Source organism: Monashia sp. NPDC004114, assembly GCF_053603855.1.
In genome coordinates this window covers 327,416-349,618 of the sequence record NZ_JBSGGK010000001.1, presented here as the reverse complement: position 1 = coordinate 349,618, position 22,203 = coordinate 327,416, and the positions used below count along the sequence as shown (strand labels likewise).

Annotated in this window: 20 protein-coding genes; 11 read left to right on the top strand and 9 right to left on the bottom strand. The window is 70.4% G+C overall.

From position 1 onward, the window contains the following. Positions 1 to 102: 102 nt before the first annotated feature. The 4 genes from ACWEOW_RS01470 to ACWEOW_RS01455 form a co-directional block, all read right to left on the bottom strand. Positions 103 to 1,443: a hypothetical protein gene (locus ACWEOW_RS01470; protein ID WP_452267364.1), complete on the bottom strand. Its 1,341-nt coding sequence runs from the start codon at positions 1,441 to 1,443 to the stop codon at positions 103 to 105. Further along, positions 1,440 to 1,940, bottom strand: a complete 501-nt coding sequence (locus ACWEOW_RS01465; RefSeq protein ID WP_452267363.1) for a SigE family RNA polymerase sigma factor — start codon at positions 1,938 to 1,940, stop codon at positions 1,440 to 1,442. The genes ACWEOW_RS01470 and ACWEOW_RS01465 overlap by 4 nt, the downstream gene beginning before the upstream one ends. A gap of 184 nt (positions 1,941 to 2,124) precedes the next feature. Continuing rightward, positions 2,125 to 2,901, bottom strand: coding sequence for an SDR family NAD(P)-dependent oxidoreductase (locus ACWEOW_RS01460; RefSeq protein WP_452267362.1), 777 nt, complete (start codon positions 2,899 to 2,901; stop codon positions 2,125 to 2,127). 48 nt (positions 2,902 to 2,949) lie between these two features. Then, positions 2,950 to 4,095 (bottom strand): acyl-CoA dehydrogenase family protein, encoded by a 1,146-nt coding sequence (locus ACWEOW_RS01455; RefSeq protein WP_452267361.1) that lies wholly within the window; start codon positions 4,093 to 4,095, stop codon positions 2,950 to 2,952. An 849-nt stretch (positions 4,096 to 4,944) separates the two neighbouring features. Between ACWEOW_RS01455 and ACWEOW_RS01450 the strand changes: the two genes are divergently transcribed. The 3 genes from ACWEOW_RS01450 to ACWEOW_RS01440 are packed head-to-tail and all read left to right on the top strand — an operon-like array spanning position 4,945 to position 6,272. Continuing rightward, positions 4,945 to 5,298, top strand: a complete 354-nt coding sequence (locus ACWEOW_RS01450; protein ID WP_452267360.1) for an ArsR/SmtB family transcription factor — start codon at positions 4,945 to 4,947, stop codon at positions 5,296 to 5,298. Positions 5,299 to 5,304: 6 nt separating this feature from the next. Further along, positions 5,305 to 5,829, top strand: coding sequence for an SRPBCC family protein (locus ACWEOW_RS01445; protein WP_452267359.1), 525 nt, complete (start codon positions 5,305 to 5,307; stop codon positions 5,827 to 5,829). A gap of 2 nt (positions 5,830 to 5,831) precedes the next feature. Beyond that, complete coding sequence (locus ACWEOW_RS01440; RefSeq protein ID WP_452267604.1) at positions 5,832 to 6,272, top strand: VOC family protein; 441 nt, start codon at positions 5,832 to 5,834, stop codon at positions 6,270 to 6,272. A gap of 84 nt (positions 6,273 to 6,356) precedes the next feature. On the opposite strand, the gene ACWEOW_RS01435 is transcribed toward ACWEOW_RS01440, so the two are convergent. Beyond that, the gene (locus tag ACWEOW_RS01435) at positions 6,357 to 7,907 is read right to left on the bottom strand and encodes a S53 family peptidase (RefSeq protein WP_452267358.1); all 1,551 of its coding nucleotides are present in this window, start codon (positions 7,905 to 7,907) and stop codon (positions 6,357 to 6,359) included. Between the two features lie 287 nt (positions 7,908 to 8,194). Here ACWEOW_RS01435 and gabT point away from each other — a divergent pair, with 287 nt between their 5' ends. After that, positions 8,195 to 9,532, top strand: a complete 1,338-nt coding sequence (gene gabT, locus ACWEOW_RS01430; protein ID WP_452267357.1) for a 4-aminobutyrate--2-oxoglutarate transaminase — start codon at positions 8,195 to 8,197, stop codon at positions 9,530 to 9,532. 98 nt (positions 9,533 to 9,630) lie between these two features. On the opposite strand, the gene ACWEOW_RS01425 is transcribed toward gabT, so the two are convergent. The 3 genes from ACWEOW_RS01425 to ACWEOW_RS01415 all read right to left on the bottom strand — a co-directional run bounded on the left by ACWEOW_RS01425 (position 9,631) and on the right by ACWEOW_RS01415 (position 13,782). Next, positions 9,631 to 12,012: an immune inhibitor A domain-containing protein gene (locus ACWEOW_RS01425; protein WP_452267356.1), complete on the bottom strand. Its 2,382-nt coding sequence runs from the start codon at positions 12,010 to 12,012 to the stop codon at positions 9,631 to 9,633. 277 nt (positions 12,013 to 12,289) lie between these two features. Continuing rightward, complete coding sequence (locus tag ACWEOW_RS01420) at positions 12,290 to 13,108, bottom strand: SGNH/GDSL hydrolase family protein (protein ID WP_452267355.1); 819 nt, start codon at positions 13,106 to 13,108, stop codon at positions 12,290 to 12,292. Then, a complete protein-coding gene (locus tag ACWEOW_RS01415) occupies positions 13,105 to 13,782 on the bottom strand; it encodes a uracil-DNA glycosylase (RefSeq protein ID WP_452267354.1) in 678 nt (225 codons plus the stop codon). Before ACWEOW_RS01415 ends, ACWEOW_RS01420 begins: the two co-directional genes overlap by 4 nt. A 251-nt stretch (positions 13,783 to 14,033) precedes the next feature. On the opposite strand from ACWEOW_RS01415, the gene ACWEOW_RS01410 reads away from it, so the two are divergent. From ACWEOW_RS01410 to ACWEOW_RS01380, 7 genes are all read left to right on the top strand, one after another. After that, a complete protein-coding gene (locus ACWEOW_RS01410) occupies positions 14,034 to 15,191 on the top strand; it encodes an N-acetylglucosamine-6-phosphate deacetylase (protein WP_452267353.1) in 1,158 nt (385 codons plus the stop codon). A gap of 46 nt (positions 15,192 to 15,237) precedes the next feature. Next, positions 15,238 to 15,903, top strand: a complete 666-nt coding sequence (locus tag ACWEOW_RS01405) for an HAD family hydrolase (protein ID WP_452267352.1) — start codon at positions 15,238 to 15,240, stop codon at positions 15,901 to 15,903. Between the two features lie 164 nt (positions 15,904 to 16,067). Next, the gene (locus tag ACWEOW_RS01400) at positions 16,068 to 17,453 is read left to right on the top strand and encodes a pyridoxal phosphate-dependent decarboxylase family protein (protein WP_452267351.1); all 1,386 of its coding nucleotides are present in this window, start codon (positions 16,068 to 16,070) and stop codon (positions 17,451 to 17,453) included. A gap of 301 nt (positions 17,454 to 17,754) precedes the next feature. After that, a complete protein-coding gene (locus ACWEOW_RS01395; protein ID WP_452267350.1) occupies positions 17,755 to 18,051 on the top strand; it encodes a DUF3263 domain-containing protein in 297 nt (98 codons plus the stop codon). A gap of 86 nt (positions 18,052 to 18,137) precedes the next feature. Next, positions 18,138 to 18,602: an N-acetyltransferase family protein gene (locus tag ACWEOW_RS01390; protein ID WP_452267349.1), complete on the top strand. Its 465-nt coding sequence runs from the start codon at positions 18,138 to 18,140 to the stop codon at positions 18,600 to 18,602. Positions 18,603 to 18,637: 35 nt separating this feature from the next. Continuing rightward, the gene (locus ACWEOW_RS01385) at positions 18,638 to 19,756 is read left to right on the top strand and encodes a P1 family peptidase (RefSeq protein ID WP_452267348.1); all 1,119 of its coding nucleotides are present in this window, start codon (positions 18,638 to 18,640) and stop codon (positions 19,754 to 19,756) included. Positions 19,757 to 19,929: 173 nt separating this feature from the next. Continuing rightward, positions 19,930 to 20,898 carry a type IV toxin-antitoxin system AbiEi family antitoxin domain-containing protein gene (locus ACWEOW_RS01380; protein ID WP_452267347.1) on the top strand — a complete coding sequence of 323 codons (969 nt, stop codon included), beginning with the start codon at positions 19,930 to 19,932 and terminating at the stop codon, positions 20,896 to 20,898. A gap of 73 nt (positions 20,899 to 20,971) precedes the next feature. On the opposite strand, the gene ACWEOW_RS01375 is transcribed toward ACWEOW_RS01380, so the two are convergent. Further along, positions 20,972 to 22,192, bottom strand: a complete 1,221-nt coding sequence (locus ACWEOW_RS01375) for a M48 family metallopeptidase (protein WP_452267346.1) — start codon at positions 22,190 to 22,192, stop codon at positions 20,972 to 20,974. Positions 22,193 to 22,203: the final 11 nt, after the last annotated feature.

The window sequence follows — 22,203 nt, the reverse complement described above, 5'->3', positions numbered from 1 at the left end:
GGGTGCCCCCGTGCAACACACCGAGCAGTCGGCAACTTCGGCGGTTATTTCGGTCGGATCTTGCGACTGCTCGGTGTGTTGCGGTGGCCGGGCGTGGCGGGGTCAGTTGTCGGCCAGCACGATCGGCCAGTCGTAGGAGTCGCGTTGCGCAGCGGTCACGCTCGCAGGCAGCGAGTCGATCGAGCATGCGGTCGGGAAGGAACAGGCGGCGAGGGCCTGGCGCGTGGGCGCCTCACGGTCGAGCAGCGTGAAGGTCAGACCCTTGGCGTCGTCCGCAGTCCACGACGGGGACCACGCCCCGCGGGTGAGGGTCACCCGTCCCTCGATCCTTCCGTCGTCCGTGCGCGCCGACTTGAAGCCGGTCGTTCCGGCACCATCGGCGACCTCGGGGCCGACCACGATGTTTCCGCCGGCACCGAAATGGGTCGGGGCGAACGAGCCGCACGACCACCAGTTGACGCGACCCGCGGCGAGGTCGAACATGCCGTAGCAGGTGTGTCCGGGGTCGTAGTCCTGCTCGGGCCACAGGATCGCCAGACCTTTGAGCTCGCTGATGTCCACGAAGCTGCCGGATGTGACGTCACGGGTGCTGCCGCTGGCCGGATCCCAGGCGCGGGTCTTCGAGTGGCCGGACCCGTCGACGACCACGAAGTAGACGGCGTCGCCGAAGAAGCCCCGGACGGTGACGTTCGGGTCGCCGACCGCGAGCGACGCGAGGACGGCGCCCCTCGCGTCGCGGAGGCGAATCCTGCCCGTCCCGTCGACCGTCGTGAACCGGCTGCCGTCGCCGCTGGCCTTGATGTCCTGGACGTCCGACAGGCGCAGGACGATCGCGTCGTTGGAGTCGATGACGTACGTCGGCCGGGTTCGCCCCTCGGCGGGAGCGTGCACGAGCACCCCGTCCTGCGCGAGCATCGCGAGGTACTGGATGCCGGACGCGACCGGAAGTCGTCGTTCCGCCCCACGGAAGTACAGGACGTCACCCACCGCGTATGCGGCCTCTGGGCTTCCGTCCTGAGGGCCGAACCCCAGCTCCTGTGTGTTCATGGGCGAGGCGTTCGAGTCCTGGGTCGGTGCTGCTGCCGGCTGGCTGGCCGGCGGAGAGGTGGATGTGGCCGGCGGACCACTCGTCACGGTCGCTGACCGAGTGGGCGGCGTCGTCGGGGCGGTCTCCGTCGGCACGGTGCTCGTCCCCGAGCTCGACGTCGGAGTCGTGATGGCCGGGGCCGGCGACGGGCCAGGCCCCTGCCGAGACCAGACAGCCGGGGTCGCGACCGCGACCACGGCCACCGCTGCGACCGCACCGAGCACGGCTCGGTTGCGCATCGTCCGACGCCGCGTCGCGATGGCCAGCGGAGCGAAGTCGCCCGGCACGTCGACCTTCTCGGCACGCTGGCGCAGGAACGCCTGCAGCTCGTACTCGCGCTCGGGTGTCGTGGTCATGACGTGACTTCCTTCATCTTGCCGCGCAGGGAGCTGATCGCCCGGCTGGTGTGGCTCTTGACCGTGCCCACGGAGCAGCCGAGGATCTCCGCCGTCTGGGCCTCGCTGAGGTCCTCGTAGAAGCGCAGGACCACGGCCGCACGCTGCTGCGGCGCGAGGCTCTGGACCTGGGCCCAGAGGTCACCGTCGTGAGCGACGTCCGGCACCGCCGCCGGGTCGATCACGCGGATGAGGTCGCTGTCGGTGCGCTCGCGATGCCGCCACTGGCGGCGCCACCACGAGGTGTGCTCGTTGACCATGACCTTGCGCACGTAGGCGTCGGGCGACTCCACCGTGCTCACGCGGTCCCAGTGGCCGTACACCTTCGCCAGCGCCGACTGGACCAGGTCCTCGGCGTTGTGCGGGTCACCGGTGAGCAGGTAGGCGAACCGTGCGAAGGACTTCTGCCTCGCGCGCACGTAGGCCGTGAAGTCGGCCTCGCGCTCGGTGCTTGACACTGACGTTCCCCTGTTCGGTCGGGCGTGATGCTCTCTGAACGCGCTGGCACCTCATCCGGTTGTCATCGAACGGTGTGCTGGCTCTCAGAGACCGTCCAGGGGCCGCCCGATACGTGCCGGCGAAAGGGAACGCCCCGCCGAGCAGTGAGCTCGACCGGGCGCCCGGGTCAGTGTGTGCTGGGAGTCAGCGCGGCGGCATACGGAGCGCGCCGTCGAGGCGGATGACCTCGCCGTTGAGCATCGGGTTGGCGACGATGTGACGGACCAGGCTGGCGTACTCCTCCGGGTGGCCGAGGCGCGAAGGGTGGGGGACCTGCTTCTCGAGGATCTCCTTCACCTCGCCGGGCAGGCCAGCCAGCATCGGCGTCTCGAACGTGCCTGGGGCGATGGTCATGACGCGAATCGCCTTGTCCGCCAGGTCTCGAGCGGCTGACAGGGTGAGCCCGACGATTCCGCCCTTGCTCGCGGCATACGCAGCCTGTCCGATCTGACCGTCGTATGCCGCGATGCTGGCCGTGTTGACGATGACCCCGCGGTCGCCCTCCAGCGGCTCGTTGTCGAGCATCGCCGCGGCTGCGAGGCGCATGACGTTGAACGAGCCGACAAGGTTGATGTCGACGACGGTGCGGAAGGTGTCGAGCGCGAGCGGGCCGCCGCGGCCGACGACCCGGCCGGGTGTCGCAACTCCGGCACAGTTGACGGCGACGCGGAGCTCACCGAGGTCCCGCGCGGTCGCGACCGCCGCCTGAACCTGTTCCTCGTCGCGGACGTCAGCCGGGCTGAACACAGCGCTGCCAGAGCGGCTCGCGTTGAGCTCATCGACGAGGGCGGGCGCTGCCGACCCCTCGAGGTCGAGGATGACGACGCGAGCACCGTCGGCGACGAGACGCCGGGTCGTGGCCCCGCCGAGGCCCGACCCACCTCCCGTGACGATGGCGACTGCGGACGAGTTCAGCTGCATGGCAAGGCCTTTCGGGTCGTCGGCGTGCTGGTGGGGCTCAGGGGCTGGTCAGCGGGCGAGGAGGTGTCGGGAGATGACGAGGCGCTGGATCTGGTTGGTGCCCTCGAAGATCTGGGTGACCTTGGCCTCGCGCATGTAGCGCTCGAGGGGGAAGTCCTCGGTGTAGCCGGCACCGCCGAGCACCTGCACCGCGTCGGTCGTCACCCGCATCGAGGCGTCGGTGGCGACGAGCTTGGCGACCGCTGCCTCCTTGCTGAACGGGCGGCCGGCGTCGCGCAGCCGGGCGGCGTGCAGGTAGGTGGCGCGTGCGGAGGTCACGGCCGCCTCCATGTCGGCGATGAGGAACGCGAGGCCCTGGAAGTCGGCGATGGGTCGGCCGAACTGCTCCCGCTCCTTCGCGTAGCCTGCCGCAGCGTCGAGGGCGGCCTGTGCGAGTCCCGTTGCGGCAGCGGCGATTCCGAGCCGGCCTGAGTCGAGGGCGGCGAGCGCGATCTTGATGCCGTCGCCCTCCTTGCCGACGAGGCGTGCGCCGTCGACCTTCACGCCGTCGAACATCACCTGCGACACCGGGTCGCAGTGCAGCCCCATCTTCTTCTCCGGCTCGGCGAACGTCAGGCCGGTGGCGTCGGCGGGCACGACGAAGGTCGACAGACCCCTGCCGCCGTCGTCGGACGTGCGGGCGAAGGTCGTGTAGTAGTCGGCGTGGCCGGCGTGTGAGATCCAGGCCTTCGTGCCCTTGAGCGACCAGCCGTCGCCGTCGCGGGTAGCCCGGGTCGTCATCGAGCCGATGTCGGAGCCGGCGAGCGGCTCGGAGAGGCAGTACGCGCCGAGGCGCTCACCGGAGAGCATGTCGGGCAGCAGTGCCTCCCGCTGCTCACGGGTGCCGTACGTCGCCACCGGGTATGCCGTCAGGCTGTGGACGCTGACCCCTACAGCCACGCTCATCCACACCGAGGCGATCTCCTCGACGACCTGGAGGTAGACCTCGTAGGGCTGGTCGGCGCCGCCGAACTCCTCCGGGTAGGGCAGTGACAGCAGGCCCGCGCGACCGAGCGTCCGGAAGGTCTCCTCCGGGAACACCCGAGCCCGCTCGGCGTCGTCGACCCTGGGGGCGAGGTCCTTGCGGCAGATCTCGCGGGTGAGCTCAATGAGGTCCGCTGCGTCGTCGGTGGGCATCAGCCGCGTTGCTGGCATGGGCCAGATACTAGGACGTCCGAGCATTTTTGACCAAAGGGCGAGATGGGTCGGAGCTTGGCGCGGCCCGCCGCTCCCGAAGCGTTCCTCGGCCTTCCACTCTGCCCCCGAGCGCCACCCCCTTCCGTCGAGTGGCCGCCTGGTCACGCTGGTCACTCGCGTCACGGGGCTGGTGGGGCTGGTGGGGCTGGTGGGGCGGGGCGCCCACTCGACGCGGAGGGTTCTGGCGGCCCCGCCTTCCGTCGAGTGGGCGCCTGGTCACTCTGGTCACTCGCGTCACGGGGCTGGTGGGGCGGGGCGCCCACTCGACGCGGAGGTTCTGGCGGGCCCCCGCCTTCCGTCGAGTGGGCGCCTGGTCACTCTGGTCACTCGTGTCACAGGGCTGGTGGGGCTGATGGGGCGGGGCGGCCACTCGACGCGGAGGTTCTGGCGGAGGCCTCCGCCTTCCGTCGAGTGGGGCGCCTGGTCACGCTGGTCACTCGCGTCACGGGGCTGGTGGGGCTGGTGGGGCTGGTGGGGCGGGGGCGCCCACTCGACGCGGAGGTTCTGGCGGGCCCCGCCTTCCGTCGAGTGGGCGCCTGGTCACTCTGGTCACTCGTGTCACAGGGCTGGTGGGGCTGGTGGGGCTGGTGGGGCGGGGCGCCCACTCGACGCGGAGGTTCTGGCGGGGGCCTCCGCCTTCCGTCGAGTGGGCGCGTGGTCACTCTGGTCACTCGCGTCACGGGGCTGGTGGGGCTGGTGGGGCGGGGCGGCCACTCGACGGTGGATGGGGGAGGGGTTGACGGGGGTGAGCTGGAGTGTTGTAATCAATCAACTGATTGATCAAGGAGTTGATTGATAATGTTGTTCGTGCCGACGTCCGAGGCCGAGCTGGACCGCGCGTTCGCGGCCCTAGCCGACCCGGTTCGTCGCGCGATCGTGGCCCGGCTCAGCCGGGGTCCGCTCACCGTCAACGAGCTCGCCGAGCCGTTCGACATCAGCAAGCAGGCCGTGAGCAAGCACATCCAGGTGCTCGAGCTCGCCGGCCTGGTCACCCGCACCCGTGAGGCGCAGCGCCGGCCGGTCCATCTCAACGGAGCCCGGCTCGAGGCCCTGACGGCCTGGATCGACCGCTACCGCCTCATCCACGAGCAGCAGTACCGCAAGCTCGACGCCCTCCTCGCCGAGGGGGCGTCCTCGCACACTGAAACCACGAAGGAGTGACCCGCAGTGACCAGCACGCCCAGCACCCCCAGCACCGCCAACTCTCTGTCCATCTCCGCCCCCGAGGGCGAGCTCTACTTCGACATCGCCCGCGAGTTCGACGCGCCCGTGGCCGCCGTCTTCGAGGCCCACCGTGACCCCGAGAAGATCTGCCAGTGGCTCGGCCCGGACGGCTACGACATGCGGATCGACCGCTACGACTTCACCAGTGGTGGCGGCTACCGGTACGTCCACACGAACCCGGCAGGCGAGGCGTTCGCCTTCCACGGTGTCTTCCACGCCGTTCGGGAGAACGAGCTGGCGATCCAGACCTTCGAGTTCGAGCTGGTCCCGGACGTCGTCGCCCTCGAGACGCTCGTCTTCGAGGACCTCGGCGACGGCCGCACCCGCCTGCGGATCCACTCGGTCTACCCCAACCAGGAGTCCCGCGACGGCATGACCCAGAGCGGCATGGAGCAGGGCCTCACGCAGGGGTATGCGCGACTCGACGCCCTGCTCGCGGGAGCCACGGCCGACAGCACGGGGGCGTGACCATGGACTGGACCCTCGAGGTGGTCATCGTGCCGGTCAGCGACCTAGACACGTCGATCGCCTTCTACCGCGACCAGGTCGGGTTCGACCTCGACCACAACACCGAGATGGGCGAGATGCACTTTGCCCAGCTGACGCCCCGGGGCTCGGGCTGCTCGATCGTCCTGGGCAACCTGCCTGCGCAGAACGAGATGGCCCCCGGCTCGCTCAAGGGCGTTCAGCTCGTCGTCGCCGATGCAGAGGCGGCGCGCGCCGAGCTGGTCGGCCGGGGCGTCGAGTGCTCGGAGATCACCGTCATCGACCCTCGCGACGGCGGGACCTTCTTCGGCTTCTCCGATCCCGACGGCAACTCGTGGGCCGTCCAGCAGCTCAAGGTGCGCGCCGACCGGCCGCTCATCCCGTACGAGTACCGCGGCCGCTTCGGCGAGGGCGTCGAGCTCTGAGCCGACGGCACGCGGACTCACGCGCAGACTGATCCGCAGACGCATCTGCGCCTGCGGATCAGCCTGCTCTCGGGTCTGGCGTCGTCAGTGGCCGTGCACCGCGTTGACGAGATCCGGCAGGAGGACTGCGGCGTCAGGCGTGCCGAGCCCGGTGACCGGGTCCCAGCCAGTCGTCGCCGGGTAGCCGGGGACCCCGGCCGCGGCCGTGTTGTTGCCGAGCGTGACGTCGTGGAAGTCCGCGGCATACCGTCCGGCATCGCTGCCGATCCGGTAGAGACCGTCGTTGATCGGTCCCAGCCCGCCGCCGTTGATCTGGGCGGCGATGGCGACGAGACCGGCCCACTCAGGGCTCGACAGCGACGTGCCGCCGATGTCGTACCAGCCCGTGCTGCACGGCGCTGAGCCACAGATCAAGCCGCTCAGGCCGTCCGGGGGCAGCGTCAGGTAGACCAGAGCGCCGGTGCCGGCGCTCGCCTGGAGGGCGATGTCCGGAACGCCTCGCTTGGTCCCGATGGGCGTACTCCCAGCGGGGAGGGTCGCCTGGTAGTCGGGCTTGTCGAACACGTGGCTGAAACCACCACCGGAGAACGTCCATCCGACCTCGGCGGCGCCGGGGTGGCTCGTGCAGGCGGTCGGTGGGTGGGCGCTGTCGACCACGCGGCCCGACGTCGCGAGCGCGTCGGTGCACAGGTAGGTGCCGCCGACGCCGGTGACGAGCGGGTCGGAGGCCGGCCAGCCGACGACCGGGACCGGGATGACCGGGCCTGCGTTGGGGCCGCCTACCGGCGCCTTCATCGTGCCCGAGGAACCGTCGTCACCGGAGGATGCGAGCACCGTGACACCGTTCTGCGCGGCGGAGATGAACGCGTGCCGAAGGTTCAGCAGTGACGTCGCACTCCCGAAAGCGTCCTCGGCCGAGCCGAAGCTCTGCGTGATGACGTTGGCCAGGTGGTGGTCGACGACATACTGCTCGGCCGCCATCATCTGCGGGAAGCCTTGCACTCCAAGGGTTTCGGAGTTCGGCGTCGTGACGAGGAGGATGTTGGCCCCCGGCGCCATCGAGTGAGCCGTCTCCACGTCGAGCGAGACCTCGAGGGCCCACGCCGACTTGTCCTGCAGGCCGGGGCTGTTGCTCGTGGACGGCGGCGCCTTGGTCGCGGGTGTGCCCTGGAGTGCCAGCTGGCTGAACGTCGGCATGTTGCCCGCGCAGCTCACGCCTTCCTCACCACACATCGGCGGCAGGCCGAAAGCCTGGTCGTAGACATGCAGGTCGTGGGCCATCGTGTCACTGCCGTGGGAGTCCACGATGGCGATGGTGATGCCGCGGCCGTCCTGGTGATGGTCGATGAGCGCCTGCACGTCGTATGCCGCCCGCGTCGAGGTGGGCGTGAAGCAGCGGCGCCCGACCGAGATGCACTGCGCCTGGGTCGGCGGTGTCGTCGATGTCGAGATCTGCTGGTAGTCGGACACGGAGGGCCGCAGGGCCGGGTAGGCGGCCTTCGCGGCGGAGGCCGAGGTCGCGGCGGATGCCTGCGACGCCGACCCGGTCGATACGGCGCCGCTCGTGGCGAGGCCGAGTGTGGCGAGCGCGAGGGCGCCGGCGGCGGCCACGGCTCTGGGGTGGGTATGAATCATGGTTTCTCCGAAGCTCCCCGAGTGGACGTGATCGGTGGATCTGACCCTTCGGCTGGCCGGCGCAGCCCTCGACCAAGAGACTCGAGCGGACCGTCAGCGCCGACAGTCGACCCGCTCAGCCAAACCCCGCGGCGAGGCCGTCACCAGCGTTCACCAGGGATTCTGGGCAAACTCCCATCTGGCTCCCACCCAACGCGCACCGTGCACCGAGTGCTCACCCGGGCGGCATATCCACAGGCACGACCGACCGGCACACGGCCCAGCACGCCCGACGGCATACTGAGCCCATGACGAACGTCGACCAGAAGCGGGTCCTCACGACCGCGATTCCCGGCCCCAAGTCGGCCGCCCTCCACGCACGCAAGGCGGCCGCCGTGTCGGCCGGGGTGAGCACCGGCCTGCCCGTCTATGTCGAGAGGGCCGGCGGCGGCATCCTCGTCGACGTCGACGGCAACCAGCTCATCGACTTCGGCTCCGGCATCGCCGTGACGACCGTCGGCAACGCCGCGCCACGTGTCGTCGACCGCGTCACGGAGCAGGTCCAGGACTTCACCCACACGTGCTTCATGGTGACGCCGTACGAGGAGTACCTCCTGGTCTGCGAGGCGCTCAACGAGCTGACCCCCGGCGACCACGAGAAGCGGTCCGCCCTGTTCAACTCCGGCGCCGAGGCGGTCGAGAACGCCGTCAAGGTCGCCCGGCACTACACCGGCCGCGACGCCGTCGTCGCGTTCGACCACGCGTACCACGGCCGCACCAACCTGACGATGGCGCTCACGGCGAAGAACATGCCGTACAAGCACAGGTTCGGGCCCTTCGCGGGCGAGATCTACCGCGCTCCCATGAGCTACCCGTTCCGCTGGCCGGGCGGCCCCGCCGACTGTGCCAAGGAGTCGTTCGACGTCTTCGTCCAGCAGGTCCACGCGCAGGTCGGCGAGGACAACGTCGCCGCCGTCATCCTCGAGCCGATCCAGGGCGAGGGCGGGTTCATCGTCCCCGCACCAGGATTCGTCAAGCAGGTTGCGCAGTGGTGCGCCGACAACGGCATCGTCTTCATCGCCGACGAGGTGCAGACCGGCTTCTGCCGCACCGGTGACTGGTTCGCGAGCGAGCACGAGGACGTCGTGCCCGACCTCATCGCGACCGCCAAGGGCATGGCCGGCGGCCTCCCGCTCGCCGGGGTCACCGGGCGCGCCGAGATCATGGACGCGGTCCACGGCGGCGGGCTCGGCGGCACGTACGGCGGCAACCCCGTTGCCTGCGCCTCCGCCCTCGGCGCGATCGAGACGATGAAGGCGGAGGACCTGTGCGGCAGGGCTCGCCAGGTCGAGGCGATCTTCATGCCGCGCCTGACGGCGCTCGCCGCCAAGTACCCGCAGATCGGCGACATCCGCGGCCGAGGCGCGATGCTCGCGGTCGAGCTCGTCAACGGCGGCGGAGACCTCACGCCGAACGCCGCGCTCACCGCAGCGGTCAACAAGGCCTGCCACGCCGAGGGTCTCGTCACCCTCACATGCGGCACCTACGGCAACGTGTTCCGGTTCCTGCCCCCGCTCGCCGCGGGCGACGAGCTGCTCGCCGAGGGCCTCGACATCTTCGAGCAGGCCTTCGCAACGTCCGTCTGAACAGCCCGTCTGAACAACCCTCTGGCCAGCCCACGTATGCCGTGAGGCCCGCCCCCGGTCGGGGGCGGGCCTCACGTGTTGCTAGGACGGGATCCGCCTCAGCGCAGCCACGTCTTGATCGTCATCGACGTGCCGCTCTGCGACTCGACAAGGACGTTGACGCCGTTGTTCGGCACCTTGACGCCGGTGTACGGCGTGTCGGCGAACCAGAACTGCGCGTTGTCCGCGAAGAGCGGGCGCGAGACGGCACCGTTGATCGGGTAGCCCACGCCGTTCTTGTGGTAGACGAACGAGTCCGACTTCTCCTTGGAGAACGGCGCGTCGTAGCCGGCCACGCGGGCCCGCAGGAACGTGCCGTCGGCCAGCTTGACCGGCGTCGGGTTCGCGTCGACCGGGAGGATCAGACCCTCACCCGGGTGTTCGCCCGTGTTGTTGTTGGACTGCGACAGGTCCCAGTAGCTGATGAGCAGGCCGTCCTGGTAGGGGAAGTGCTCGACCAGGTCGGGCTTGCTGTTGAGCCAGCCGAAGTTGTACGGGCCGCTCTGCAGGTACTTGTCGAACGAGACGTAGTCGCGGTGCGAGGCGATGTAGTAGTTCGGGTAGTCCGCCTCGATGGTCGCGCCCACCGCGGAGAAGCCGTCGGCAGTCCAGCCCTCGGCGCCCGACTCGGCACCCGACTGGAACACCGTCGAGCCGCCGGACACGAGCTTGACGTCGTCGGCGAAGAAGCCCTTGCCGCCGGCGGCCGGGTCGGTCGTGTAGCGGAAGCGCAGGCCCACCGTCTTGCCGGCATACGCCGACAGGTCGAAGGTCGCCGGCACCCAGCCCGAGCTCGTGCCGTCGATGCCGTTGCCCTCGCTGGGCTTGGTGATCGAGCCGGCCAGGACGGTCCACGGAGCCGAGCCGTCCTTGACCTCGACGTAGGCGTAGTCGCACGGGTCCGGACCGCAGTCCTCGATGTCCCAGTTGGCCTGGAACGTCAGGGTGGCGGCGCCCTGGCCGAGCGTCACCTCACGCGACAGGGTGTGCGTGAAGTTGTTGCCGCGCCCGCTCCACCACGACTTCGAGCCCACCGCCGGTGCGACGAGGTCGGTGGTGACGGTCTTGTCCGGCAGCACGACGATGGCGGCCTGCTTCTTCGCGGAGTTGTACTCGTGCGGCCCGAGCTCGGTCTTGACCGGGCGAGCGTCGGGGACGACGACGTCGTAGTCGAGCCAGCCGAGCATCAGCTTCTCCCAGGCGCCGAAGTCGGAGCCACGCGAGCCGATGGACTGGTCGTTCGGGCCGGCCTGGCGGCTCTGCGACATCATCGACCACCAGTTGACGCCGTTGTCGGCGCCCGTCGTGGTGTCGTAGAGGTCCGGCAGGCCCAGGTCGTGGCCGTACTCGTGCGTGAAGACCGACATGCCGCCGTTCTCCGGCTGGATCGTGTAGTCGCCGATCCAGACACCGGAGTCACCGATCTGGAAGCCACCGAACGGGTTGAAGGCCGGGCCGACGGTGCCGTTGAAGATCTGGTTGACGTACCAGCGGTGCGACCAGATGGCGTCCTCGCCGTAGTAGGGGTCGCCGTCGGCCTGGTCGCCACCGGCGTGCACGATCTGGAAGTGGTCGATGTAGCCGTCGGGCTCGTTGAAGTTGCCGTCGCCGTCGTAGTCGTAGCGGTCCCACTGGTCGTAGGACTGGAGGTCGGCGATCACCTCGGCCTTGGGGCGGCCCTTGGCGATCTGGTCGTTGTACCAGACGTTCGCGGCGTCGCGAACGAGCGCCCAGGTGTTCGTGCAGACGTTGCTCGCGCACGGGAACCCGTTCGACCGGCCGTACCGGGCCTGGTTGTAAGGGACCTTGACCCAGTCGGAGACCGTGCCATTGATGCTGTAGCGGCCTGAGCTCTGACGCTCGTACCACTGCTTGACGGTCTCCTGCGCGCCACCCTCGCCGATCGTCCCGCCGTCACCGAAGTAGAGGTTCTGGAAGTACTCGCGGCTGTAGTTGGCGTTCCAGTTCGTCGAGTTGTCGACGGACCGGTCCGGCTGTGGGATCTGGTTGTTGAGCGGGCCGTCGAACAGCAACGGGCCAGGGGTGTTCGGGTCGGTGTCCTGGTCGGGGTACCTCGAGTCACGCTCGTTGCCGAAGTCGGTGAGGATGACGAAGATCTTGTCGGTCCCCTCGCGGCTGAGCTCGACGTACTCGTCGCTGCCGCCGCCGCCCGTGCCCTTGGCGAGCTTGGCGACGGTGCTCTTACCCACCTTCTCCGGCTTGACCTTCCCGGAGATGACCTCCTTCAGGGCCTCCTCCTTGAGCGCCCTGCGCTTCGTCTCGGGCGGGCTCGACAGCTCGTCACTCGACTGCGGCTGCTGGTCTGCCGCCTTGACCGCGGGCGCGACCGCCGGCGCAGCGCCCACTGAGGGTGCTCCGATGGTCACCCCCACCCCGGTTGCCAGCGCGAGGCTGAGCAGCCCCACTGACGTCCTTCGCACGGATCCTCCTCGATCGGCGGTGTGTTGCCGCCGGTGCGCGCGACGTGCGACCCCGTTCGGAGGTCGCACGTCCTGGTTGATGGATGGGCCTACGGTTCCCCGCGCAGCCCGAGGGAGAGACTTCCATCGCCGGGCTCGTGCGCGCCAGAGGACAAATCGCCCATTCTCGTGGTTTTTTCAGGGTGCACTCGGCGAGTTCCGATGAAGCAGGTGTATGCCGCACCCCTCCTCGGCGGCCCCCGCAGCCCGAGACGAGTGAGGCGAGGGGACGGAGAGGTCAGTCGAGCGGGGTGATGTCGGGGCGCTTGGCGAGGCGGTTGTCGCCTGACGACCGTCCGGTCAGCCGCCGGTGCACCCACGGGCCGACGTATTCACGCGCCCACTGGGCGTTGGCCTGCAGCGCCTCGCGCCGGCTGATCGGCGGCGCGGGGTCGAGCGGTCGGGTCCAGTCGTGGTCCTCGCTCGGGTGGCCCAGTGCCTCGAGGGCGGCGAGCGCGACGCGCCGGTGCCCTTCGCTCGTCATGTGGATCCGGTCCTCGGCCCACATCCGCCAGTCGCGCAGGGCGTGCAGGCCCCACTGGTCGATGACATGCGCGCCGTGCCTTCGGGCGATGCTCCAGATGTTCGACGTGTGGATCGCGGCCCGCCCACGAGTCGCCTTGACCAGCGGGGCATCCGCGGGGTCGACGGGCGTGGCCATGAGGACGTCGGCGCCGGTGGAGCGGATCTTCGCGACCGCGTCCTCGAGTCGGGCTGCCAGACCGTCGAGGTCGGCTTTGGGCCGCAGGATGTCGTTGCCGCCACCGACGATGCTCACGAGGTCGGGCTCGAGGGCGAGGGCCATGTCGAGCTGCGGCCCGACCACGTCGGCGAGCTTGCGGCCGCGGACCGCGAGGTTCGCATAGCCGAAGTCCTGCCCGTCCGCCCTCGCCAACAGCGACAGGTGAGCCGCCAGCCGGTCGGCCCAGCCGGCATACTCCCCGTCGTGCGCCAGCGTCGGGTCGTCGTCGCACATGCCCTCGGTGAACGAGTCGCCGATGGCGACGAAGCGGGCCCAGATGCGGCCGGCCGGTGCGCCGGGAATGGGCTGGGTCATGTCAGGCTCCAGTCGATCGGTGCAGCACCCTGCTGGGCGAGCAGCTGGTTGGTGCGGCTGAACGGCCGCGAGCCGAAGAAACCGGACCGTGCGGACAGCGGTGACGGGTGGGCGCTCTCGATGCGAGGGACCCCGCCGAGCAACGGGCCGAGCGACTGCGCCTGCCTGCCCCAGAGGATGGCGACGAGCGGACCACCGCGTGACGCGAGCGCCGAGATCGCTTGGTCCGTAACCGTTTCCCAGCCCTTGCCCTGATGGCTGGCGGGCTTGCCGGGCTGCACGGTGAGCACTCTGTTGAGCAGCATCACACCGCGCTCGAACCATGGCGACAGGTCGCCGTTGGCCGGCGTCGGCAGGCCGAGGTCGGTGCCCAGCTCCTGGTAGATGTTCTGCAGCGAGCGGGGGACCGGCCGGACGTCAGGAGCGACGCTGAAGCTGAGGCCGACCGGATGGCCTGGCGTCGGGTACGGGTCCTGCCCCACCACGAGTACCCGGACGTCGGGCAGTGGTCGGGAGAACGCTCGCAGCACGGCCGGGCCGGCCGGAAGGTACCCGCGGCCGGCCACGAGCTCGGCGCGCAGGAAGTCGCCCATCGACCTGATCGTCGGAGCGACCGGCTCGAGCGCCGGGACCCACGTCGGGTGGACGAGCTCGCTCAGGGGTCGCGCAGACACGCACCACAAGGTACCGCCGTGCGCGCCGGCCCATCACCTCGAGTGGCCCCGCGGTCACACGACCGATGGGGCTGGTGGGGTGGCGGGGCCACTCGAGGTGGGGCTGGTGGGGTGGCGGGGCCACTCGAGGTGGGGCGGGTGGGGTGGCGGGGCCACTCGAGCTGGGGCGGGTGGGGTGGCGGGGCCACTCGAGGTGGGGCTGGTGGGGTGGCGGGGCCACTTGAGGTGGGGGATGCGACAGAATCGGGCCGATGAACGTCACGCTCCGCGGCCCGGCCCTCGTCGGCGACTCCGTCCTGCCCGATGTCGTCGTGCGCACCGACGGCGACCGCATCACCGCGGTCACCCCACTCGGCCGCACGGCCGTACCACCGCCCGAAGCGCAGGTCGTCAGCGAGACGATCGTGCCGGCATACGTCGACATGCACTGCCACGGCGGCGGCGGGACGGCGTTCACCGACCTGCGTGACGAGTCCGCCGCGGCGACCGCGCGGCACCATCACGAGCGCGGCTCGACGACGGTCGTCGCGAGCCTCGTCACGATGAGCCCGCGCGATCTCGAGCGCGGAGTCGCGATGCTCGCCGAGCTCGCCGACGACGGGATCGTCGACGGGATTCACCTCGAGGGGCCATGGCTGTCCGAGGCGCGGTGCGGGGCGCACGACCCGGCGCTGCTGCGGGACCCGAGCCTCGAGGAGGTCGAGCGCCTCCTGTCCGTCGGGCGCGGGCACCTCCGCCAGGTGACGCTGGCGCCCGAACGGGACCACGGTCTGGACCTCGTCCGGTGGCTCACGAGTGCCGGCGTCCACGCTGCGGTCGGGCACACCACGGCGACGTTTGCGCAGGTAGAGCAGGCTGTGGCCGCCGGCGCGGACATCGGTACGCACCTGTTCAACGGCATGGACCCATGGCACCACCGCAAGCCCGGCGCGGTCGCCGCGTTGCTCCGCTCGGCCGCGCGCGGCGAGGTCACGCTCGAGCTCATAGCGGACGGCACCCATCTGTCCGACGACTCGATGCGTACGGTCCTCGACCTCGTCGGGCCGGGGCAGGTGGCGTTCATCTCGGACGCGATGGCAGCCGCTGGGGTCGGCGACGGCGCGTACGTCCTCGGCGACCTGTCCGTCGTCGTCGAGCGCGGCGTCGCGCGACTCACCCACAACCCCGACGGCACGTCGCCGGGGTCGATCGCCGGCGGCACGAGCCACGTCGCCGACATCGTCGCCCGTGCGGTCGCCGCCGGTGTCCCGCTGGCGTATGCCGCCCGCTGCGGAGGGCGCACCCCGGCCCGAGCGCTGGGCCTGACCGACCGCGGCGTGCTGGCCGCGGGCGCGCGGGCCGACCTGCTCCTGGTCGGAGAGGACGCCCGCCCGGCCCGCGTCATGCGTGCTGGACGGTGGCTCGACTGATGGGAGGCGGTCGGGGCCACCGCGTTCGTGGGCTTAGGCTCGCTCGGTGACCTCACCCCGCTGGACCACCGCCGTCTTCGACCTGGACGGGACGCTGGCCGACACGATCAACCTCATCGTGGAGTCGTACCAGCACGCCTTCCGGAGCATCCTCGGTCGCGAGGAGGATCCCGCCGTCATCCGGTCGTGGATCGGCCGACCCCTGATCAGTGCGTTCCACGACCACTCGCCCGAGCATGCCGAGGAGCTCTACGAGACGTACCTCGCCTGGAACGCCGACAACACCGAGCGGCTCATCCGCGGCTACGACGGGGTGCGGGACCTGCTGCGCGACCTCACCGAGTCCGGGGTGCACGTCGCCGTCGCGACCTCGAAGCGCCGCGAGTCGGCCCAGCAGGCGATGGACCTGCTCGGGCTGAGCGAGTTCGTCGAGGTGCTCGTCGCCATGGAGGACACCGAGCGGCACAAGCCCGACCCGACCCCGCTGCTGCTCGCCCTCCAGCGGATGGGCCGGTCCTCGAACGACTCCGTATACGTCGGTGACGCCGTCGTCGACGTGCTCGCGGGCAAGGCCGCCGGTATGGACACCATCGCCGTCACGTGGGGCGCCGGCCTTCCCGAGGCTCTGCACGGGGTCCGGCCGAGCGCGATCGCAAACTCCGCGGACGAGCTGCGCGGCGCCCTTCTGGGCGCTGTCGTACGGGTCGACTGACAGGACGTATGCCGCGCGGCACCCTGTCGACGCCCTTCCCGGCGCCGGGTTCCGCGCGTGCACCGGGCTGTACGTGCCTCTGCGGCGACCCGGGGGCGTGCGGGGAGCCGGCGACGAGAGCCTGGGCGGGCGTTCCGCGATCCGGCAGGGCCTAGAGTCTCTGCGTGCACAGCTTCGACAAGGACGCCGACCACCTCGCCGTCGACAAGGTCCTGCGCTACGCGCGGGAGCGCCTGCTCATGGACCCGATCCCGCTCGACGGCGCCCAGACCGAGGACTATCTCCAGTCTGCTGCCGGCCAGACGATCACTCCGTCGGGCCTCGGCGCGACGCGGGCCATGGAGCTCTTCGAGCACACGCTCGCCCCGGCCTGCCTGTCGACCGACCACCCGCGCTACCTGTCGTTCATCCCGTGCGCGCCCACGCGTGAGGCCGCCGCGTTCGACGTCGTCGTCGGCGCGTCCTCGATCTACGGCGGCTCCTGGATGGAGGGCGCTGGCGCCGTATACGCCGAGAACCAGGCGCTGCGCTGGATCGCCGATCTCGCAGGCCTGCCGGACTCGGCGGGCGGCGTCTTCGTCCCCGGCGGCACCGTCGGCAACCTGTCCGCGCTCGTGGTGGCACGGCATACGGCTCGCGCTCGTGCGGTGGCCGACCACGAGGAGAGCGGCGTGACCGACCGCGCGGCCCCACGGCCGTTCCGCATCGCGGCGACCGACAACGCCCACTCGTCCGTCGTGTCCATGGCTGCCGTCATGGATGCCGAGGTGTGCGGCGTCTCGGTCGACGACGAGCTGCGGATGACCGGCACCGAGCTGCGGCGAACCCTCGAGAAGTACGGACCCGAGACGTTCTTCGCCGTCGTTGCGACGAGCGGGACCACGAATTTCGGCGTCGTCGACGACCTCGAGTCCGTGGCCGAGGTGTGCCAGGAGTTCGGGATCTGGCTGCACGTCGACGGCGCCTACGGCGGTGCGGGCCTCGCGGCGCCGTCGGTGCGTGACCTGTTCACCGGCATCGAGCACGCCGACTCGTTCATCGTCGACCCGCACAAATGGCTGTTCGCGCCGTTCGACTGCTGCGCGCTGCTCTACCGCGACCCGGAGCTGGCACGCGTCGCCCACACGCAGGAGGCCGGCTACCTCGACGTCATCACCAAGTCCACCGAGTGGAACCCGACCGACTACTCGATCGGCCTGACCCGCCGCGCTCGGGGCCTGCCGTTCTGGTACTCCCTGGCCGTGCACGGCACCGACGCCTACGTCGAGGCGATCGAGAGCACGCTCGAGGTGACCCGGTTCGCGGCCGAGGAGATCGCACGGCGGCCGTACCTCGAAGCCGTGCGCGAGCCCGACCTGTCGGTGGTCGTCTTCCGGCGTCTCGGCTGGGCACCGGATGACTACCAGGCCTGGACCGACCGGCTGTTGGCGCAGGAGTTCGCGTTCGTCGTGCCGACGTCGTTCCGCGGTGAGACGCTGACCCGGTTCGCCATCGTCAACCCGCACACGACCAAGGAGGACGTCAACGCGATCCTGGATACGATGGCGTGACGTCCACGCGCTCCGGTGCGTGGACCCCTGTCGGGAGCGCCCAGCACGGGGCTCGTGAGACGCCTGTGACAGGTGGGGCAAAGGGGCCCGCACGAACGTCCGACACCCCCGTGGGGAGGCGCGGAGCTGAATGACACCGATGTTATTTCGGTCTAGGGTGAGAGCGGAGCCAACGCCACCCCTCGTAACCAGCAACCCGCCACGCCGCCCCGCTTCCAGCACTTCACCCAGCACCGCACGCAGTACCGACTCGAGCAACGCGGCCGACGAGACACCAGCACCACCTCAGCGAGACGAGGACATGAGCACAGACCACGCCACGGCCCAGTCGCCCGGCCACGAGCCGAGCGGACTGACGCCCCGTGACCTCGAGATCCTGGCGTTCGAGCGCCAGTGGTGGAAGTACGCCGGCTCCAAGGAGCAGGCGATCAAGGAGCTCTTCGACATGAGCTCCACGCGGTACTACCAGGTCCTCAACGCGCTGCTCGACGACCCCGACGCCCTCGAGGCCGACCCGATGCTCATCAAGCGGCTGCGCCGCATGCGGGCGAGCCGGCAGCGGGCGCGCACCAGCCGGCGCCTCGGCATCAACGTCTGACCTGCGGGGCTGTGGTTCGGCCCGGTTTGGCGCCATCTGTAGGCGATCCGGCCTGTTCGTTCACCCGTAAGTGGTTCACTTCCCACATGGCCGAGGTGCTGATCCGCCGCGCGGGGGCCGACGACGCGTTCGTCGTCGCAGCGCTGCACCTCCAGTTCGCTCGCGAGCTCGGTATGCCGTCCGAGCCGGGATACCTCGACCGCTTCGTCGACGCGTGGCTGGCCGAGCGGCCGGATCGCCCGACGTGGATCGCCGAGAGCCGGGGCGAGCACGCAGGCATCCTCGAGACGAGGCGGATCCGGGCGCTGCCGTGGCCCGGCCGCAAGGACGTCAGCTGGCTGCATGTCGGCGGCCTGTTCGTCGCGCCCGCCTGTCGCGACCGTGGGGTCGGCCGGGCGCTCACCGAGGCGATGATCGAGTGGTCCCGCACGACCGACGTGAAGTGGATCCGGCTCAACGCCCCGGATGCACGCGCGCAGGAGTTCTACGAGCGGCTCGGGTTCAGCTCGCCCGGTCGACTGATGGAGTTCGACCTGCGCGACCCCTCGTGACCCGCTTTCACGCTGTGCCGCTCTAGGGTCGGTTCGTGGACCTAGCCTCGACCAACCCTTCCGGGCCTGACGATGCCGCGGCCACCGGTCCTGCGGTCCCGGGCCCGACGAACTCGCTCGTCGACATCGCCGGCATCCGAGTCGGGCACTGCACACGCGACGAGCGGGGCTGGCTGACAGGTGTGACGGTGGTCGTGGCTCCACCAGGTGGCGCGGTCGCTGGTGTCGACGTACGCGGCGGTGGCCCCGGCACCCGGGAGACGGACCTGCTCGACCCGCGCAACCTCGTCGACCGGATCAACGCCGTCGTGCTCGGCGGCGGCTCCGCGTTTGGGCTCGCCGCGGCCGACGGCGTGATGGACGGCCTGCTCGCCGACGGGCTGGGCTGGCCCATGGCGGACCCGCCCGACGCGGAGCGCGTCGTGCCCATCGTGCCCGCGGCCATCCTCTTCGACCTCGGCCGCGGAGGCACCTGGGGCCACCGTCCGGGCGCGGCTGACGGCAGAGCGGCATACGGCTCTGCCTCGGGATCCTTTGTGGCACAAGGGAATGTCGGCGCCGGCACGGGAGCCAAGGTCGGCGGGTTCAAGGGAGGTGTGGGCTCCGCGAGCGTCGTGCTGCCTTCCGGGACGAGTGTCGCCGCGCTCGTTGTCGTCAACGCGGTCGGGTCTGCGGTCGACGAGGCCACGGGCCGGCCGTATGCCGTCGGGCTGGGTCTGCCGGGCGAGCTCGACCATGTCGGGTGGCCGTCGGAGTCCGAGCTCGAAGAGGCTCGCGCGCGTGCCGCCGAGCTGCCGGACCGGGCCGCCGGTGTACCTGGGCTCGCCACGACCATCGGCGTCATCGCGACCGACGCGACGCTGTCGAAAGCCCAGTGCCAGAAGGCTGCTGGCGTCGGACACGATGGTCTCGCCCGTGCGCTGAAGCCCGTTCACACACTCTTCGACGGCGACACGCTGTTTGCACTCGCGACGGGCGCGCGCGACACCCCGGACCCCGCCGAGCTCGCGTTGCTCATGGAGGCCGGGGCCGACTGCGTCGCCCGCGCGGTCGTGCACGGCCTGCTCGCGGCGACCTCTGTCGACCGCTCGGCGGACGGGGGACTGGCACTGCGCTCGTGGTCCGACGCCTTCCCGTCCGCGCACCGTTCCTAGCGGAGTGCGCGCGTCGTCCTCCACCTCGGGGAGTCCTTCACGCAGCCGGTGCCTGAGGAACTCCCCGACCCTCGCCGGGCGGCTGTGCACATCCCCTGGCGACAGCGGCTGCTCGTCCACAGTGGCGGCGAGCGGAGGTGTCTGCTCGGTCCTGCGCAGTGATGCTGGCGTCCATGAACCGGACCCGGCTCGACGATCTCGCGGCGGGACAGGATGGTGTCGTCTCCCGTGGCCAGGCTCTCGCTTGCGGATTGACTGACTCCGACATCGCGAGGTTAGTGCGGCGGCGAGAATGGGCGCGGGTCCATGACGGCATCTACGTCTCGCACACCGGCCCGCTGACGTGGCTCCAGCGCGCTTGGGCCGCGGTCCTGTTCCATGCACCGGCCGCGCTTGCGGGACAGTCCGCGCTGCGGGCGCACCGGATGCGGAGCGAGTCCGCGCCGCTGCGGGTCGTCAGTGACGAGCCGATCCACGTCGTCGTCGACCACCGCCGCCGCGTCTCAGCGCCGCCGGGGGTTGTCGTCTCGCGGCGTGTCGGGTTCAACGATGTCGTCCAGGCCCACCTCAGCCCGCCGCGCCTACGTCTGGAGGAGGCCTTGCTCGACGTGGCCTCTCGGGCCCGGTCGGACCGGGGTGCCATCGGCCTGCTCGCTGACGCATGTCAGGAAAGGCGCACCACGGCCGAGCGACTTCGGCAGGCGTTGGCTCGGCGTCGTCGACTGCCGCGACGCCGGGTGCTTCTCGCAGCGCTGCGCGACGTCGCCGAGGGCGCGATGTCGGTGCTGGAGCAGCGCTACCTCGTCGATGTCGAGCGCCGACACGGACTGCCGCGCGCTCGGCGACAGCGGCGGGTCGTCGTGCGTCGGGGAGTGACGTTCCGAGATGTCGACTACGAGGAGTTCGCAACGACCGTCGAGCTCGACGGTCGCTGGGTGCACCAGACGGCGGCCGCTGCGTGGCTGGACTTTCTCCGTGACGTCGATACTGCGGTGCAGGGCGGGGTCACGGTGCGCGTGGGGTGGGTCCATGCCCTCGACCCGTGCCGTACGGCCGCCGCATTGGCGCGCTTGCTGGCCAGCAGGGGTTGGCTCGGCTCGCCTCGTCGATGCAGTCCGGCCTGTGCCGTGGATGCTGGATGACGGCCGGGTCCGGGAGTTCTCCGTGGACGTGGTGCGCGAAGAGCTCCCCGACTCTGAGGTGCCGTGGATGGTCTCAGGACACGTACTGCTCGAGGAGGTCCGCTTTCAGCTGGCCCGCCAGCTCAGGACGAAGAGCCGCGAGCTCCCGGACGGCCCCTGGCATCGCGTCGAGGACTGCCGTCGACGGGCTCACCGGGCGAACCAGGAGGAGGCTCATCCGCAGGTCGTCAGGAGGGTGCGTGTCGTCCCAGCGACGTTCGGCCGCCCTCGCTCTCTGTCGCGCTGCCTCCACCTCCGACCCGGTCAGAGCAGGCCGAGCTGCAACCTGCTCGAGGACGGCGAAAGGGTCCTCGCGACGTCGCACGGCGGCGCCGGCGAGCGTGTGCAAACCGGCGAGGTTCGTGACGCTGGCAAAAAGGCGAACGGTGGCGTCGGTGCCGGCAACGCGCGCGGCGTTGAGGTCGGCGAGGTACTCGCGCCGCTGGCTCTCCACCGCCGCGAGGCGTTCGAAGACGAGGAGCAGCCCGACGAACGGCAGCGAGACGATGCGCAGCATCGCCGAACCCATCGCGTTGCTGAAGGCCTGTGAGGACTCTCTGTTCGGGTAGTCCGCGTAGAACTCGGAGTAGGCGTCGCTCGGCAGCGGGGTGAGCATCGTTGCGAGCCCGAACAGGATCGTATGCGCGCCGGCGACGATCCTGGCGCGCAGCGTGTCCCGTCCACGCAGGTGGCCGAGCTCGTGGGCGAGCAAGGCGGCCCGCTGTTCCGACGGCAGGCAGGTCCACAGGGGCAGACCGATGACGAGGATGCTGCCGCGGCGCCAAGGCAGGCTTGCGACCGCCGCATTGAACTCGATGCTGGCGGCGATGACGCGAGGGGGCGCGACTCCGACTCCGTTCGCGAGGTCGCGCACCAGCCTGTCGACCTGAGGGAAGTCCTGCGAGGGCAGCTCGCGGACGTCAGCGTGCTCGCGCCGCGGGAAGATCTCGTACACGACAACCCATGCGAGCACGACTGCGATCCAACCGATGACGTTCTTCGGCTGGAAGGTGGCCCACACGAGCCACGCCACACAGACCACGGCGACGACCAGCACCAGCACGCAGAACGTCAACAGCCCGGCCGACGACGGGGAGAAGCCGGACTCGCCTGAGGCGGCCATCCTGTCGTGCACCCGCTGGGCGGCGGCGTCGAGTGCCCTCCTCCGGGCGCGAGCGACCCACGAGAGCCGTTCCACCGGGGCGGTGGTCGGCTGTTGGGAGGTCGGGTTCAGACTGGGCGGCAGGTCTGGCACGGCACGTCCTT